The organism is Streptomyces sp. YS-3 (genome assembly GCF_045257485.1).
In the GTDB taxonomy this organism is placed as follows: domain Bacteria; phylum Actinomycetota; class Actinomycetes; order Streptomycetales; family Streptomycetaceae; genus Streptomyces.
Genome location: NZ_JBJHPC010000119.1, coordinates 1 through 14851, shown reverse-complemented (window position 1 = coordinate 14851; position 14851 = coordinate 1). Strand labels below are relative to the sequence as shown.

The 14851-nt window shown below is 71.7% G+C and carries 13 protein-coding genes and 1 riboswitch; of the genes, 3 read left to right on the top strand and 10 right to left on the bottom strand.

Features of this window, described 5'->3' with window-relative positions:
- Positions 1–281: 281 nt before the first annotated feature.
- The gene (locus ACJA3G_RS13275) at positions 282–911 is read left to right on the top strand and encodes a uridine kinase (protein WP_406553147.1); all 630 of its coding nucleotides are present in this window, start codon (positions 282–284) and stop codon (positions 909–911) included.
- A gap of 359 nt (positions 912–1270) precedes the next feature.
- Positions 1271–3157, top strand: coding sequence for an AAA family ATPase (locus ACJA3G_RS13270; protein ID WP_406553149.1), 1887 nt, complete (start codon positions 1271–1273; stop codon positions 3155–3157).
- Between the two features lie 128 nt (positions 3158–3285).
- Here ACJA3G_RS13270 and ACJA3G_RS13265 read toward each other — a convergent pair whose 3' ends face one another.
- The 10 genes from ACJA3G_RS13265 to ribD all read right to left on the bottom strand — a co-directional run bounded on the left by ACJA3G_RS13265 (position 3286) and on the right by ribD (position 11763).
- Entirely contained in the window at positions 3286–4353 is a 1068-nt protein-coding gene (locus ACJA3G_RS13265; protein ID WP_406553146.1) for a hemolysin family protein, read from the bottom strand.
- Positions 4350–5690 (bottom strand): hemolysin family protein, encoded by a 1341-nt coding sequence (locus ACJA3G_RS13260; protein WP_406553145.1) that lies wholly within the window; start codon positions 5688–5690, stop codon positions 4350–4352. Before ACJA3G_RS13260 ends, ACJA3G_RS13265 begins: the two co-directional genes overlap by 4 nt.
- A gap of 203 nt (positions 5691–5893) precedes the next feature.
- On the bottom strand, positions 5894–6349 hold the full coding sequence (locus ACJA3G_RS13255) for a PH domain-containing protein (RefSeq protein ID WP_406553148.1): 456 nt from the start codon (positions 6347–6349) through the stop codon (positions 5894–5896).
- 46 nt (positions 6350–6395) lie between these two features.
- Positions 6396–7244 carry an ATP phosphoribosyltransferase gene (gene hisG, locus ACJA3G_RS13250; protein WP_406553144.1) on the bottom strand — a complete coding sequence of 283 codons (849 nt, stop codon included), beginning with the start codon at positions 7242–7244 and terminating at the stop codon, positions 6396–6398.
- A 45-nt stretch (positions 7245–7289) separates the two neighbouring features.
- Positions 7290–7571, bottom strand: a complete 282-nt coding sequence (locus ACJA3G_RS13245; protein ID WP_406553143.1) for a phosphoribosyl-ATP diphosphatase — start codon at positions 7569–7571, stop codon at positions 7290–7292.
- A gap of 35 nt (positions 7572–7606) precedes the next feature.
- The gene (ribH, locus tag ACJA3G_RS13240) at positions 7607–8092 is read right to left on the bottom strand and encodes a 6,7-dimethyl-8-ribityllumazine synthase (protein WP_358836079.1); all 486 of its coding nucleotides are present in this window, start codon (positions 8090–8092) and stop codon (positions 7607–7609) included.
- Between the two features lie 50 nt (positions 8093–8142).
- Positions 8143–9432, bottom strand: coding sequence for a bifunctional 3,4-dihydroxy-2-butanone-4-phosphate synthase/GTP cyclohydrolase II (locus ACJA3G_RS13235; RefSeq protein ID WP_406553142.1), 1290 nt, complete (start codon positions 9430–9432; stop codon positions 8143–8145).
- The gene (locus ACJA3G_RS13230; protein WP_406553141.1) at positions 9429–10073 is read right to left on the bottom strand and encodes a nicotinamide riboside transporter PnuC; all 645 of its coding nucleotides are present in this window, start codon (positions 10071–10073) and stop codon (positions 9429–9431) included. Before ACJA3G_RS13230 ends, ACJA3G_RS13235 begins: the two co-directional genes overlap by 4 nt.
- A complete protein-coding gene (locus ACJA3G_RS13225; protein ID WP_406553140.1) occupies positions 10070–10678 on the bottom strand; it encodes a riboflavin synthase in 609 nt (202 codons plus the stop codon). The genes ACJA3G_RS13230 and ACJA3G_RS13225 overlap by 4 nt, the downstream gene beginning before the upstream one ends.
- A gap of 2 nt (positions 10679–10680) precedes the next feature.
- Positions 10681–11763, bottom strand: coding sequence for a bifunctional diaminohydroxyphosphoribosylaminopyrimidine deaminase/5-amino-6-(5-phosphoribosylamino)uracil reductase RibD (gene ribD, locus ACJA3G_RS13220; RefSeq protein ID WP_406553139.1), 1083 nt, complete (start codon positions 11761–11763; stop codon positions 10681–10683).
- A 161-nt stretch (positions 11764–11924) separates the two neighbouring features.
- Positions 11925–12055, bottom strand: a riboswitch (FMN riboswitch).
- 287 nt (positions 12056–12342) lie between these two features.
- Between ribD and ACJA3G_RS13215 the strand changes: the two genes are divergently transcribed.
- Positions 12343–14748 carry a chitinase C-terminal domain-containing protein gene (locus ACJA3G_RS13215; protein WP_406553138.1) on the top strand — a complete coding sequence of 802 codons (2406 nt, stop codon included), beginning with the start codon at positions 12343–12345 and terminating at the stop codon, positions 14746–14748.
- The last annotated feature ends 103 nt before the right edge of the window (positions 14749–14851 follow it).

Here is a 14851-nt window from a genome sequence, read left to right as displayed (position 1 = left end):
CCATGACCCGTCCCACTCCGCGCAGAACCGTCCTGGCCGCCGCGGCGGCGAGCGCGGCGGCCAGGACGGTTCTGCGCGGAGTGGGACGGGTCATGGGCGGGACCCCCAGTCGGACGAGTATGGGGCGGTGGGCGCGGCCGTGGGCCAACTATCCCGGGTCCCGGGCGACTTCTGCCAGAGACGCGCGCCGGACCGCGCCACCAATATGGGTCTGGACCACTGATATGACCTGCGCCGCCGCCCGGAGCCGCCGCCCGGAGCCGCCGATCTAGGGTGGAGGCATGGCAGAACTCGACCGAATCGCGGCGGCCGTGCGCGCCCTGCCGCCCTCCTGCGGACCGGTGCGGCTGGTCGCGGTGGACGGGCACGCGGGCTCCGGCAAGTCCACCTTCGCCGGACGGCTGGCCGCCGCGCTCGGCGGGGCGCCGGTCCTCCACCTCGACGACCTCGCCACCCACGAGGAGTTCTTCGCCTGGACGCCCCGGCTGCTCGCGCAGGTCATCGGGCCGCTGGCGCGCGGCGAGGCCGGGCGGGTCACGCCGTACGACTGGGACGCGCGCCGGTTCGGGCCACCGGTTCCCCTGGCGCCCGCGCCCGTGGTGCTGATCGAGGGTGTCGGGGCGGGCCGGCGCGAGGTACGGCCGTGGCTGGCGTTGCTGCTGTGGATGGAAATGGACGCCGAGGGGTCCTGGGCGCGCGGTCGCCGACGGGACGGAGCGGCACTTTCCGGCTTCTGGGACGAGTGGACGGAGGCGGAGATGCGCCATTTCGCCGCGGATCCTTCTCTTCCGTATGTGGATGCGTTGGTACGACAGTGTCAGGAGGGATACGAGTGGCTCCCGAGGCGCGATTCCGCACCCCTCGCACACCGTTCCTTCACGGAGAGTGAGCACTACCCCCCGTTGGGCTGAACCGTCGGAAAACCGCCCCTCGCACTCCCCCAACTCCGCTTGACCCGGGGGCCGTACAGGTCTTACGTTCTGAATGTGCGGCTTTCCGGAGCCGCCGCGGACGCGAAGCCCCCGGTTGTTCCCCCGTGATCGGGGGCTTCGTTCTGCCTTTTCCGGCCCTCTCACCGGGCATGTCAGCGGTTTTCGCTCACCCTCGGTCACCGGCCAAGTCGGGCTGCCGCTTGCCCCGCGCCACCCTTCGATCCGAGGCCCCCTCGCAGGTACGATGCGAGTGGTGCGGTCAGTTCCCGTCAATTCCTGCGGTCATTCCCTTCTGTGAATTGACGGTTCAGCACGGGGGCACGGTGGTGGGGGACCTGATGGACTTCGGCACGCAGGGCGCGCACGCCCCGGCCGATCTCGCCTGGCTGCGGGGCATCGACGCGTACACCATGGGCGCGTATCCGCAGGCCGAGGAGGAGTTCCGGGCCGCGGTGCGGATGGATCCGGGCATGGTGGACGGCTGGCTGGGACTGCACGCGCTGCGGGTGGACACCACCACGGCGCTGCTGCGCATGTACCGCCACCGGGAACGCTTCGGCGAACAGCGCGCCCGGCACCGGCGGACCCTCAACTCCTGGTACTGGCTGGGCTGGTGGGTCCAGCCAGTACTGGAGAGCCCGCGCGATCTGCTGCTGGCGCACGCCTCGCACTGGCTGGACGGGCGCCATGTGCCCGAGCTGGACCGGGCGCTGGCCGGGCTGCCGCCGGTCGACGCCGACCCGCAGGTCCGCTTCCTGCACGCCTGCCGGGCGTACCTGGTCAAGGACTGGGACCAACTGGTGCGCCACACCGAGCCGTTGCTCGGCGATCCCCTGCTCGGGATCGAGGCCGGGCTGTTCGGCGGGATGGCCCGGGTGCGCCTGGAGATGTTCGGCCAGGCCGAGCCGCTGCTGTCGGCGGCCCTGATGCGCTGCCGCAGCGAACAGCCACAGCGCAAGGAGCTGCGCTACTGGCTGGCCCGCGCCCACGAGGGCACCGGCCGCTCCGCCGCCGCGCTGCCGCTGTACCGGGCGGTGCACCGGGTCGACCCGGCGTTCATGGACACCTCGGCGCGGCTGGCCGCGATCACCGAGTCCGACGTCCTGGACGGGTCGTACGGGCCCGAGGACCCGGCCGATCTGGCGGCCGTCTCGCTCGGCGGGTTCGGCCAGGACGGCACGGTGGACGGCCCCGAGCCCGAGGCGGCCCCCCTGGAGCCGCCGGAGGGACGCGAGGTGCGGGCGCCGCTGGCCGGTCCGGCGGTGGTGGTGCCGCCGCCCGACGGCGTACGGGAGAAGGCCGGCATTCCCGCCCAGCCCGCCGCGCCTCCGGTGCCGGCCGGGCCGACCGACTCGGCGCTGCTCGCCCAGGCGCTGGCGGAGCTGGAGCGGATGGTGGGCCTTGAGCCGGTGAAACGCCAGGTGAAGGCGTTGTCCGCGCAGCTGAACATGGCCCGGTTACGGGTCGGCCAGGGACTGCCCGTCCAGCCGCCGAAACGTCACTTTGTCTTCTCCGGCCCCAGCGGCACCGGCAAGACCACCGTCGCACGCATCCTGGGCCGGGTCTTCTACGCGCTCGGTCTGCTCGGCGGCGACCATCTGGTCGAGGCACAACGGGCCGACCTGGTGGGCGAGTTCCTCGGCCAGACGGCGGTCAAGGCGAACGAGCTGATCGACTCGGCGCTGGGCGGGGTGCTCTTCGTGGACGAGGCGTACAGCCTCTCCAACTCCGGCTACAGCAAGGGCGACGCGTACGGCGACGAGGCGCTCCAGGTGCTCCTGAAGCGCGCCGAGGACAACCGCGACCACCTCGTGGTCATCCTCGCCGGCTACCCCGAGGGCATGGACCGCCTCCTCGCCACCAACCCCGGCCTCTCCTCCCGCTTCACCACCCGGGTGGACTTCCCCTCCTACCGCCCGCTGGAGCTCACCGCGATCGGGGAGGTCCTGGCGGCGGAGAACGGCGACTGCTGGGACGAAGAGGCCCTGGACGAGCTCCGCTCGATCAGCGGCCACGTGGTGGACCAGGGCTGGATCGACGAACTCGGCAACGGCCGCTTTCTGCGCACGCTGTACGAGAAGAGCTGCGCGTACCGGGATCTGCGCCTGTCGACGTATCCCACGACACCGGGCCGCGAGGACCTGTCCACGCTGCGCCTGCCGGATCTGATGCAGGCGTACGGGGAGGTGCTGTCGGGCCGGGGCGGCCCGGTGGAGCCCCTGTAGTTCGGCTTCGCCCCCACACCCCCTGTTTGTCTGCGGCTCCGGTGGGGGTTGCCCGCGCAGTTCCCCGCGCCCCTTGGCGGTTGGGGGCGCGGGGAAGGGAAGGGGTGGGGAAGGGCCAAAACCCCGGCTCAGCCCGCCAGGGCCTGTTCCGGTCGCGGCTGTACCGGGAACGGGCGGTGCGACGGGTCCCGTACCTCGCCCACCAGCATCTCCAGGACGTCCTCCAGGGCCACCAGCCCCAGCACCCGCCCCGACGCGTCCGCCACCTGCGCGAGGTGCGCCGCCGCCCGCCGCATCACGGTGAGCGCGTCGTCGAGCGGCAGCTCGGCCCGCAGCGTGACCAGCGGGCGCCACACCTGCTGCGGCACCGCCCGCTCCCGGTCCTCCAGGTCCAGTACGTCCTTGACGTGGAGGAACCCCATGAAGGCGCCCCCCTCCGCGCAGACGGGGAAGCGCGAGTACCCGGTACGGACCGTCAGCTCCTCCAGCTCCCGGGGCGTCACCGAGGAGCCGACCGTCACCAGGGACGACCGGGCGAGCAGGACGTCCGTCACCGGCCGGCTGCCCAGCTCCAGCGCGTCCTCCAGACGTTCCATCTCCCGCGGGTCCAGGAGCCCCGCCTGTCCGGAGTCCTCCACCAGACGGTTCAGCTGCTCGCTGGTGAAGACCGCCTCCACCTCGTCCTTCGGCTCCACCCGGAACACCCGCAGCACCAGCCGCGCGCAGGTGCCCAGCGCCACCGTCACCGGACGGCAGACCCGGGCGAAGGCGACCAGCCCCGGGCTGAGCCAGAGCGCGGTCTTCTCGGGCGCCGCCATCGCCAGGTTCTTCGGGACCATCTCGCCGATGACGAGGTGGAGGAAGACGACCAGGGCGAGCGCGATCGCGTAACCGAGGGGGTGGATGAGTCCCGCCGGGACCCGCGCGGCCTCGAACACCGGCTCAAGGAGGTGGGCGACGGTGGGCTCGGCCACCGCGCCCAGCGTCAGCGAGCAGATGGTGATGCCGAACTGCGCCGCCGCCATCATCTGCGGCAGGTTCTCCAGTCCGTGCAGCACCTGCCGCGCCCGCGCCGACTGGGCCGCGAGCGGTTCGATCTGGCTGCGGCGCACGGAGACCAGGGCGAACTCGGCCCCGACGAAGAAGCCGTTCGCCAGCACGAGGAGCAGGGCGAAGAAGAGTTGCAGAAGGCTCATCGCACGGCCTCCGCGACACTCTTGACGTCGGCCGTACGGACGAAGCGCACCCGCTCCGCGCGGTACCGCTCGACCCGGCGGACCTGGAGCCGCCAGCCGGGCAGCTCGGCGCGGTCACCGGGGACGGGGATGCGCCCGAGCAGATCGGCTACGAGTCCGGCGACCGTCTCGTACGGCCCGTCCGGCGCGTCCAGTCCTATCCGGCGCAGGCTCAGCACCCGGCAGCTGCCGTCGGCCTCCCACGCGGGGCGGCCGTCGTCGCTCGCCACGGCGGCGAGCTCGGGCCCGGTGTCGCCCTCGGCGTCGTGCTCGTCGCGCACCTCTCCGACGAGCTCCTCGACGATGTCCTCCAGGGTGACGACCCCGGCCGTGCCGCCGTACTCGTCGACGACCACGGCTATCGGCTGCTCGCTGCGCAGCCGCTCCAGGAGCTGCTGCACGGGCAGGGTCTCGGGCACCAGCAGGGGCGGCACGGCGATCCGCGCGGCCGGTGTGCGGTGGCGCTCCTGCGGTGGCACCGCGAGCGCGTCCTTGAGGTGGACCATGCCGACGACCTCGTCGATCCGCTCCCGGTAGACGGGGAAGCGGGAGAGCCCGGTGGCCCGGGTGAGGTTGAGGACGTCGGCGGCGGTCGCGGAGGTCTGCAGCGCGCTCACCTTCACGCGCGGCGTCATCACGTTCTCCGCGGTCAGCCGGCCGAGGGCCAGAGTGCGTACGAAAAGGTCTGCGGTGTCCTGCTCGATGGCTCCGGCCCGGGCCGAGTGGCGGGCCAGGGACACCAGTTCGCCCGGGGTGCGGGCGGAGGCCAGCTCGTCGGCCGGCTCCACGCCGAGCGCCCGGACCAGCCGGTTGGCGACGGTGTTCAGGAGCGCGATGACGGGCCGGAAGAGCCGGGAGAAGCGGCTCTGGGGGCCGGCGACGAACCGCGCGACCTGGAGGGGCCGCGACACCGCCCAGTTCTTGGGGACGAGTTCACCGATCACCATCTGGACGGCGGAGGCGAGCAGCATGCCGATGACGACGCTCACACCGGGCGCCACCCGGTCCGGCAGACCGGCCGCGGTGAGCGGCCCGTCGAGCAGTCCGGCGAGCGCGGGCTCGGCGAGCATGCCCACGACGAGCGAGGTGATGGTGATGCCGAGCTGGGTGCCGGAGAGCTGGAAGGACAGCTCGCGCAGGGCCTTGACGACGGTGCCTGCGCGGCGGTCGCCCTCGGCGGCGGCCTGCTCGGCGTCGGGGCGCTCCACGGTGATCAGGCCGAACTCGGCGGCCACGAAGAACCCGTTGGCGAGGATGAGAAGGAATGCCGCGGCGAGCAGCAGCAGGGGGGTGGTCATGCCGCCGCCTCCTGCGAAGGGGCGGCGCGGGTACTACCGGACGATCCGTCCATTGCTGGAGGGAGTCACTCCTCGGGTCGTTGGTGCCCCGCAGGCCGATGGTGCCGCCTTCTGCGCGGGGCCGGCGCGTCGCGCGCCACGTCCACCAGGGTAGCTATTGAGATCGTCGCCGCAATGCTTGCCCCGGTGCTGAAAAGGGTGGGTCAGCCGTCCTGGCGGGTGCCGTGCGACTCGGCGAGCGCGCGCAGCGCGCGGGCGTCGCGGATGGCCCGCTCCTTGGCGATGCCGGGCTGGATGCCGAGCGCGGGCAGGCTGGTGCCGTCGCTGAGGTCCAGGAAGACCCACGGGTCGCCGGGGCGGAGGTTGACGCGCAGGATCTCCGCCCAGGCGAGCCGCCGGGTCCGGGTGAGGTTGACGACGGTGACGCCCGTGTCGTCGGCGACGACCTTGGGGCGGCTCAGCAGCGCGAGGACCGCGAAGAAGAGCGCGGCGGTGAACACGAAGCTGGCCCGCTCGCCCCCGCTCATGTTCTCCAGGAGCAGTGCGACGCCGGTGATCACGGCGAACATCACGGCGCCCACGCTCAGCAGCACGGCCCGGGTGCGGGTCGGCCGGAACGTGACCGGGAGAGCGGGGAGCTGGGGCGCGGGGGCGGACACGGGGAACGTCACTTCCGTACGGAGTCGGGGGTCGGCGAAGAGCCGGTCAGAGCCGGCAGGCGTGGATGGCCGTGGTGAGGATGGCGCGGGCGCCCAGCTCGTACAGGTCGTCCATGATCCGCTGGGCCTCCTTGGCCGGGACCATGGCGCGCACCGCGACCCAGCCCTCGTTGTGGAGCGGCGAGACCGTCGGCGACTCCAGGCCCGGGGTGAGGGCGACGGCCCGCTCCAGGTGCTCGGCGCGGCAGTCGTAGTCCATCATCACGTAGCTGCGGGCGACCAGGACGCCCTGGAGGCGGCGCAGGAACTGCTGGACCTTGGGGTTCTCGGCGTCGGCGCCGGTGCGACGGATGACGGCCGCCTCCGACTTCATGATCGGGTCGCCGAAGACCTCCAGACCCGCGTTGCGCAGCGAGGTGCCGGTCTCCACGACGTCCGCGATGACCTGGGCGACGCCCAGCTCGATGGCGGTTTCCACGGCCCCGTCGAGGTGCACCACGGAGGCGGCGATGCCGGCCTCGGCCAGGTGCTTGGCGACGATGCCCTCGTAGGAGGTGGCGATCGTCTTGCCCGCCAGGTCCTCGATGCCCGAGACGGTCCCGGGCTTGGCGGCGAAGCGGAAGGTGGAGCGGGCGAAGCCGAGCGGCAGGATCACCTCGGCGTCGGCACCCGAGTCGATCAGCAGGTCCTCGCCGGTGATGCCGATGTCGAGCTTGCCCGCCGACACGTAGATCGCGATGTCCTTGGGACGGAGGTAGAAGAACTCCACCTCGTTGGCCGGGTCGACCAGGACGAGTTCCTTGGACTCCTTGCGCATCTGGTAGCCGGCCTCATGGAGCATCGCCGACGCAGGTCCGGACAGTGAACCCTTGTTGGGGACGGCGATGCGCAGCATGAGGTCGGCTTCCTTCACGTAAGAGGGTGGGGTGTCGGGGTGTGCTCAGAGGTGCGCGTAGACGTCGTCGAGGGAGATCCCGCGCGCGACCATCATCACCTGGACGTGGTACAGCAGCTGCGAGATCTCCTCGGCGGCGGCGTCCTTGCTCTCGTACTCGGCGGCCATCCAGACCTCGGCGGCCTCCTCGACGACCTTCTTGCCGATGGCATGCACGCCCTTGTCCACCAGCTCGGCGGTGCGGGAGGTGGAGGGGTCGCCGCTGGCGGCCTTGAGCTGGAGCTCGGTGAAGAGCTCTTCGAAACTCTTGGAGGGTTTGTTCGCCATGATGCTTCTCAGGGTAAGGGGTGCGTCCCTGCCACTCAGCGCCAGGGTTCGCTGACGGTGCGCAGCGTGGCGGCCGTGGCGACGGCGGCGGTGACCGCTTCGTGGCCCTTGTCCTCGTTCGACCCTTCGAGGCCGGCCCGGTCCAGGGCCTGCTCCTCGGTGTCGCAGGTCAGCACGCCGAACCCGACGGGTACGCCGGTGTCGATGCTGACCTGGGTGAGACCGTTGGTGACACCCTGGCACACGTAATCGAAGTGCGGTGTACCGCCCCTGATGACGACGCCGAGGGCGACGACCGCATCGTAGCCGCGGCCCGCGCAGACCTTGGCGACGACCGGGAGCTCGAAGCTGCCCGGGACGCGCAGCAGCGTCGGCTCGTCGATGCCGAGCTCGTGCAGGGCGCGCAGGGCGCCGTCGACGAGTCCGTCCATGACCTTCTCGTGCCACTGCGCCGCGATCACGGCGACCCGGAGGTCTGCGCAGTTGCGTACGGACAGTTCGGGTGCGCCCTTGCCACTCACGTGCTACTCCTCGGTGATCTTCGCTGTTACGGGTGTCGCTGCTGGTTCCGTCACTGGTTGCCGCAGGTCGACGCGGTCGCGTCCAGCCACGGCAGGTCGTGTCCCATCCGGTCGCGCTTGGTGCGCAGGTACCGCAGATTGTGCTCGCCCGCCGTGACCGGCATCGGCTCGCGGCCGGCGACGTCGAGACCGTGGCGCACCAGGGCGTCGGTCTTCTCGGGGTTGTTGGTCATCAGCCGCAGGCTGCGTACGCCCAGGTTCTCCAGGATCTGCGCGCCGGCCGCGTAGTCGCGGGCGTCGGCGGGCAGGCCCAGCTCCAGGTTGGCGTCGAGCGTGTCGCGGCCCCGCTCCTGGAGCTCGTAGGCGCGCAGCTTGGAGAGCAGTCCGATGCCGCGCCCCTCGTGGCCGCGCAGATAGACGACGACGCCGCGGCCCGCCTCGGTGATGCGCTCCATGGAGGCCTGGAGCTGCGGCCCGCAGTCGCAGCGCAGCGAGTGGAAGATGTCGCCGGTCAGGCACTCGGAGTGGACGCGCACCAGCACGTCCTCGCCGTCGCCGAGCTCGCCGTGGACGAGGGCGACATGCTCGACGCCGTCCACGGTGGAGCGGTAGCCGTAGGCGGTGAACTCCCCGAAGGAGGTGGGGAGGTGGACCTCGGCCTCGCGGCGCACGGTCGGCTCGCTGGAGCGGCGGTAGGCGATCAGGTCCTCGATGGAGATGATCGTCAGACCGTGCTTGCGGGCGAACGGGATGAGCTCGGGCAGCCGCAGCATCACGCCGTCCTCGCCGGCGATCTCCACGATCGCGCCGGCCGGGGCGAGCCCCGCGAGCCGGGCGAGGTCGACCGCGGCCTCGGTGTGGCCGTTGCGGGCGAGGACGCCGCCGGGCTTGGCGCGCAGCGGGAAGATGTGCCCGGGGCGGACGAAGTCACCGGCCTGCGACTGCCCGTGGGCGAGCAGGCGCAGGGTGGTGGCGCGGTCGGCGGCGGAGATGCCGGTGGTGACGCCGTGCGCGGGGGACGCGTCGACCGAGACGGTGAACGCGGTCTTCATCGACTCGGTGTTGTGGTCGACCATCTGGGGCAGCTGGAGCCGGTCGAGCGCCTCGCCCTCCATGGGCGCGCAGATCAGCCCGCGGCACTCGCTCATCATGAACGCGACGATCTCGGGGGTCGCCTTCTCGGCGGCGACGACGAGGTCGCCCTCGTTCTCGCGGTCCTCGTCGTCCACGACCACGACCGGCCGGCCCGCCGCGATGTCGCGGATCGCCTGCTCGACGGGGTCGAGGGAGAGGTCCTCGCGGTTGTCGGTGGAGTACCAGGTGGGTGTGGTGGCGCTCATGCCGCCGCTCCTTCCAGGACGGGCTGCGCGCTCGTACGGGAGCGCAGCCACCAGTCGCGCAGGCCCCACAGGACGATTGCGCCGTAGATGACGTAGACGAAGCCGGAGAAGGCGAAGCCGTTGGCGAAGTTGAGCGGCACGCCCACGGCGTCGACGAGCAGCCAGGCGAGCCAGAACTCGACCATGCCGCGCGCCTGGGCGTACATGGCGACGATCGTGCCGACGAAGATGTACGCGTCCGGCCACGGGTCCCACGACAGCGTCGGGTAGGCGGTGAACAGGGCGCCGACCGCGAGGGTGCCGAGCGCCGCGCCCGCGACGAGTGCTCCGCGCTCGCGCCAGGTGGCGAAGCGCACCGCGATGGAGCCGTCCTGGCCGTGGCGCCGTCCGCCGCGCCACTGGTACCAGCCCCACAGCGCCACCACGATGACGACCAGCTGCTTGCCCGCGCTGCCGGAGAGGTGGGCGGTGCTGAACGCGGCCAGCAGGATGAGGCCGGACAGGAGCTGGGCGGGCCAGGTCCATATGGAGCGCCGCCAGCCGAGCGCGAGGGCGGCCAGACCGACCGTGTTGCCGATCATGTCGGACCACATGATGTGCTGGTCGAAGGCGGTGAACGCCTCGGAGTTGAGCCAGTTCACTTCGGGTCCTCCTGGCCGCGGGCGCCGAGCAGGCGCTCGACGTACTTGGCGATCACGTCGACCTCCAGGTTGACCGGGTCGCCGGGCTGCTTGCGGCCGAGCGTGGTCAGCGCGAGGGTGGTGGGGATGAGGCTGATGGTGAAGTAGTCGGGGCCGGCGTCGACGACCGTGAGGCTGACGCCGTCGACGGTGATCGAGCCCTTCTCGACGACGTAGCGGGAGAGCTCGGCGGGCAGCGAGACCTTGACGATCTCCCAGTTCTCCGAGGGCGTGCGCGCCACGATGGCGCCGGTGCCGTCGACATGGCCCTGGACGATGTGGCCGCCGAGGCGTCCGCCCACGGCCATCGGCCGCTCCAGGTTGACGCGGGAGCCGACGTCGAGGGCGCCGAGGCCGGAGCGCTTCAGCGTCTCCTCCATGACGTCGGCGGTGAACTCGCCGTCGCCGCTCTCCACGACGGTCAGACAGACTCCGTTGACGGCGATCGAGTCGCCGTGCCGGGCTCCCTCGGTGACGAGGGGGCCGCGCAGACGGAAGCGGGAGGAGTCGCCGAGCTTCTCGACGGCGGTGACCTCACCCAGCTCTTCGACGATTCCGGTGAACACGCTCAACGCTCCTTGGGAGTGGCACTGATACGGAGATCGGGGCCGATGCGGACGGTCTCGGTCAGTTCGAGCCGCAACGCCTCGGAGATCGTGGTGATTCCGCCGCCGGACAGGGCCGCCGGGCCCCCGCCGAGCAGGACGGGGGCGAGGTAGCCGACGACCTTGTCGACCGCGCCCGCGGCGACGAAGGCCCCGGCGAGGGCCGGGCCGCCCTCCAGGAGCACGGACCGCACGCCCCGGCCGTGCAGGGCGGCCAGCAGCGCGGGGATGTCCAGACCGGTGGCGGCGCGCGGCAGCCGCAGCACCTCGGTGCCCGCCAGATGGGCGGTGTCGGCGTCCTCGGCGACCGCGATCAGGGTCGGCGCGGCGCCGTCGAGGACCCGGGCGCCGGGCAGTACGGCCGCGGCCTCGGTGTCGACGACGACCCGCAGCGGCTGGACGGCGCCGTCGATCCCGCGTACCGCGAGATGGGGGTCGTCGGCGCGGGCGGTGCCGGAGCCCACGACCACGGCGTCCGCCTCCGCGCGCAGCCGGTGGACGTCGGCGCGGGAGGCGTCCGAGGTGATCCAGCGGCTGCTGCCGTCCTCGGCCGCGATCCGGCCGTCCAGGGTCGCCGCGTACTTCCACAGGACGTACGGGCGGCCGAGCCGTACGGAGGTGAGCCAGGCGGCGTTGCCCGCCTCGGCCTCGTCCGCGAGCAGCCCCTGCCCGACCTCGACCCCGGCCGCCGCGAGCGTGTCGGCGCCCCCGGTGGCCTGCGGGTTCGGGTCGCCGACCGCGTACAGGACACGGGCGACGCCGGCCTCGATGAGCGCCTGGGCGCAGGGGCCGGTGCGACCGGTGTGGTTGCAGGGTTCGAGGGTGACGTAGGCGGTGCCGCCCCGGGCCCGGTCGCCCGCGGCGGCCAGGGCGTGGACCTCGGCGTGCGGGCCACCGGCCCTCTGGTGGAAGCCCTCACCGACGACGGCGCCCGAGGCGTCGGTGATGACACAACCGACGACGGGGTTGGGGCTGGTGGAGCCGAGTCCGCGCGCGGCGAGCTCGACGGCTCGGCGCATGGCGTCTGCGTCGGCTGCGGTGGCCACCGGGTCCTCCTGCCTCTTCGGGCACGGACTCCGGGGCTGTCGATGAACGACAGAGAGCGGGAACAGGGCCGTACAGACAGCTCACGCATGGCCGAAGGACACCGACCGCCGGTGACGGCGATCAGCGGAACGGCCGGCATGAGCCCTGAGGGGCCCGCCCGCCGCGCACTGCCTCCCATCCGGACTTTCACCGTCGGTCCAGGAATTCCACCTGGTCAACCGGCCACTGGATGCGGCCGGGTCGCGGACTATTACCGCCGGTTCGGAATTACACCGACCCCGGAGTGCGCTGCTGCTGGTACAGGGTCAGTGTGCCACGACTGATCGTCGGCCATACGGGCGAACATCTATGGCCTGGGTCACAGTGTGGTCGCGGACGGTAGCCGGGGTCACCGTCCGTGACCCCGCCCGCCCCCCGGAGTCGGGGCATTGGTCCATACCTATTGACGCTTTGGTCTAGTCCTCTTAATCTCCGTGTCACCTCCGAGGTGAGGCCCGCTGGTGTGCGCACACCGGGGCCGACGCACGACCGCCCGCAGTCCGCCGTGTCACATCGACCTCCCCCAGGAGGAACAGATCGTGCTGTCCCCCACTCGTACGAGAGCCACCCTGCTCGCGACCGGTGCCGCGGTCGCGGGGCTGCTGCTCTCGACGCTCTCCGCGGGCGTCTCGCACGCCGCCGACAACGAGGTATGCCGCCCCGACGGGCTCTACCGGACCCCGGGCGTCGACGTCCCGTACTGCTCCGTGTACGACACCGAGGGCCGCGAGAAGATGGGCGCCGACCACCAGCGCCGGGTCATCGGGTACTTCACCGGCTGGCGCACCGGCCAGGACGGGACCCCGGCCTACCTCGCCTCCGACATCCCGTGGGACAAGGTCACCCACGTCAACTACGCCTTCGCGCACATCGGTTCCGACAACAGGATCTCCGTCGGCGCCGACGGCGAGAAGAACGCGGCGACCGGGATGACCTGGCCCGGTGTCGCCGGGGCGGAGATGGACCCCGCGCTCCCCTACAAGGGTCACTTCAACCTCCTGAACAAGTTCAAGAAGCAGCACCCGAACGTGAAGACGCTGATCTCGGTGGGCGGCTGGGCCGAGACCGGCGGCTACTTCGGGGACGACGGCAAGCGTGTCGCCTCGGGCGGCTTCTACTCGGTGGCCACCAACGCCGACGGCTCGGTCAACCAGCCCGGCATCGACACCTTCGCGGACTCGGCCGTCGCCTTCGTGAAGAAGTACGGCTTCAACGGCGTCGACATCGACTACGAGTACCCCACGACGATGAAGGACGCGGGCAACCCGCTGGACTGGACGCTGTCCAACGCGCGCCGGGCGGGCCTGGTCAAGGGCTACGCGGCGCTGATGAAGTCGCTCCGCGAGCGGCTGGACCGCGCGGGGGCGGCCGACGGCAGGCACTACCTGCTCTCGGTCGCGGCCCCTTCCTCCGGGTATCTGCTGCGCGGCATGGAGACCTTCCAGGTCCAGAAGTACCTGGACTACGTCAACATCATGTCGTACGACCTGCACGGCGCCTGGAACGAGTACGTGGGCCCCAACGCCTCGCTCTTCGACGACGGCAAGGACGCGGAACTCGCGGCGGCGGGCGTCTACTCGACCTCCCAGTACGGCGGGACCGGCTATCTCAACGCCGACTGGGCCTACCACTACTTCCGGGGTTCGATGCCGGCCGGGCGCATCAACATGGGCCTGCCGTACTACACCCGGGGCTTCAAGAACGTGACCGGCGGGACGGACGGGCTGTGGGGCCGGGCCGCCTCCACCAGCTGTCCGGCCGGGTCGGGGCTGACCAAGTGCGGTGACGGCGCGACCGGCATCGACAACCTCTGGCACGACCTCGACGACAACGGCAAGGAGGCCCCGGCGGGCTCCAACCCGATGTGGCACGCCAAGAACCTGGAGAAGGGCGTCGTCGGCGACTACGTCACCAAGTACGGCTTCCCCGCCGACACCAGGCTGACCGGCACCTACGCGCGCCAGTACAGCTCGACGCTGGTCGCGCCCTGGCTGTGGAACGACCAGAAGAAGGTCTTCCTGTCCACCGAGGACGAGCAGTCGGTGAACGCCAAGGCCGACTACGTGGTCGACAGGGGCATCGGCGGCACGATGGTCTGGGAGCTGGCGGGCGACTACCGCTACAACGCGGCCAAGGGCCAGTACGAGCCGGGCTCGACGCTGACGTCCGCGATGTACGACAAGTTCAAGTCGGCGGCCCCGTACGGCGCCAAGCGCTCCTCGGTGGCCCTGCCGAAGCAGGCGCTCGACATCGGGGTGGACTTCGGGCAGTTCCCGCTCGGCGACTCCAACTACCCGATCAGCCCGAAGGTGACGCTCACCAACCGGACCGGGGCGACGCTGCCGGGCGGTACGGAGTTCCAGTTCGACTACGGCACCTCGGCACCGGCGAACGCCAAGGACCAGTCCGGCTTCGGTACGACGGTCGTGCGCAGCGACCACAGCGGCAGCAACGTGGGCGGACTGAAGGGCGACTACAACCGGGTCTCGCTGAAGCTCCCGGCCTGGCAGTCGCTGGCCCCGGGCGCCTCGGTGACGCTGGACTTCGTCTACTACCTGCCGGTGTCCACGCCCTCCAACTGGACGGTGACCTTCGGCGGCCGGACGTACGCGGTGACCGGGGACCTCACCCGGGGCGCGACGCCCACCGAGCCGGACACCGGCACGACGGGCGGGACGACCGGCGGGACGACGGGTGGGACGACTGGGGGCACGACCGGCGGGACGACGGGTGGCACGACCGGCGGGACCACGGGCGGGTCCACCGGGGGCACCACCGGCGGTGGCTCTTGTGCCGCGCCCGTCTGGTCGGCCACGGCCGAGTACGGCGGCGGCACGACCGTCGCGTACAAGTCCCGCACCTGGAAGTCGAAGTGGYGGACGAAGGGCGAGGAGCCCGGGACCACCGGCGAGTGGGGCGTCTGGCAGGACCTCGGCGCCTGCTGAAACCCCGCCCCCCGAACGCCCGGCGGCGCGACCTGAGGCCCTTGCCGCCCCGCCGGGCAGCCCGGGCTCGGCGGCGAGCCGGACCACCGCCTCGGCGCCCGCG

Bases quoted from the DNA above. Each gene is read 5' to 3' on its own strand.
- ACJA3G_RS13275 (WP_406553147.1), top strand. From the start codon at position 282: ATGGCAGAACTCGACCGAATCGCGGCGGCCGTGCGCGCCCTGCCGCCC.
- ACJA3G_RS13270 (WP_406553149.1), top strand. From the start codon at position 1,271: ATGGACTTCGGCACGCAGGGCGCGCACGCCCCGGCCGATCTCGCCTGG.
- ACJA3G_RS13265 (WP_406553146.1), bottom strand. From the start codon at position 4,353: ATGAGCCTTCTGCAACTCTTCTTCGCCCTGCTCCTCGTGCTGGCGAAC.
- ACJA3G_RS13260 (WP_406553145.1), bottom strand. From the start codon at position 5,690: ATGACCACCCCCCTGCTGCTGCTCGCCGCGGCATTCCTTCTCATCCTC.
- hisG (WP_406553144.1), bottom strand. From the start codon at position 7,244: ATGCTGCGCATCGCCGTCCCCAACAAGGGTTCACTGTCCGGACCTGCG.
- ACJA3G_RS13245 (WP_406553143.1), bottom strand. From the start codon at position 7,571: ATGGCGAACAAACCCTCCAAGAGTTTCGAAGAGCTCTTCACCGAGCTC.
- ACJA3G_RS13235 (WP_406553142.1), bottom strand. From the start codon at position 9,432: ATGAGCGCCACCACACCCACCTGGTACTCCACCGACAACCGCGAGGAC.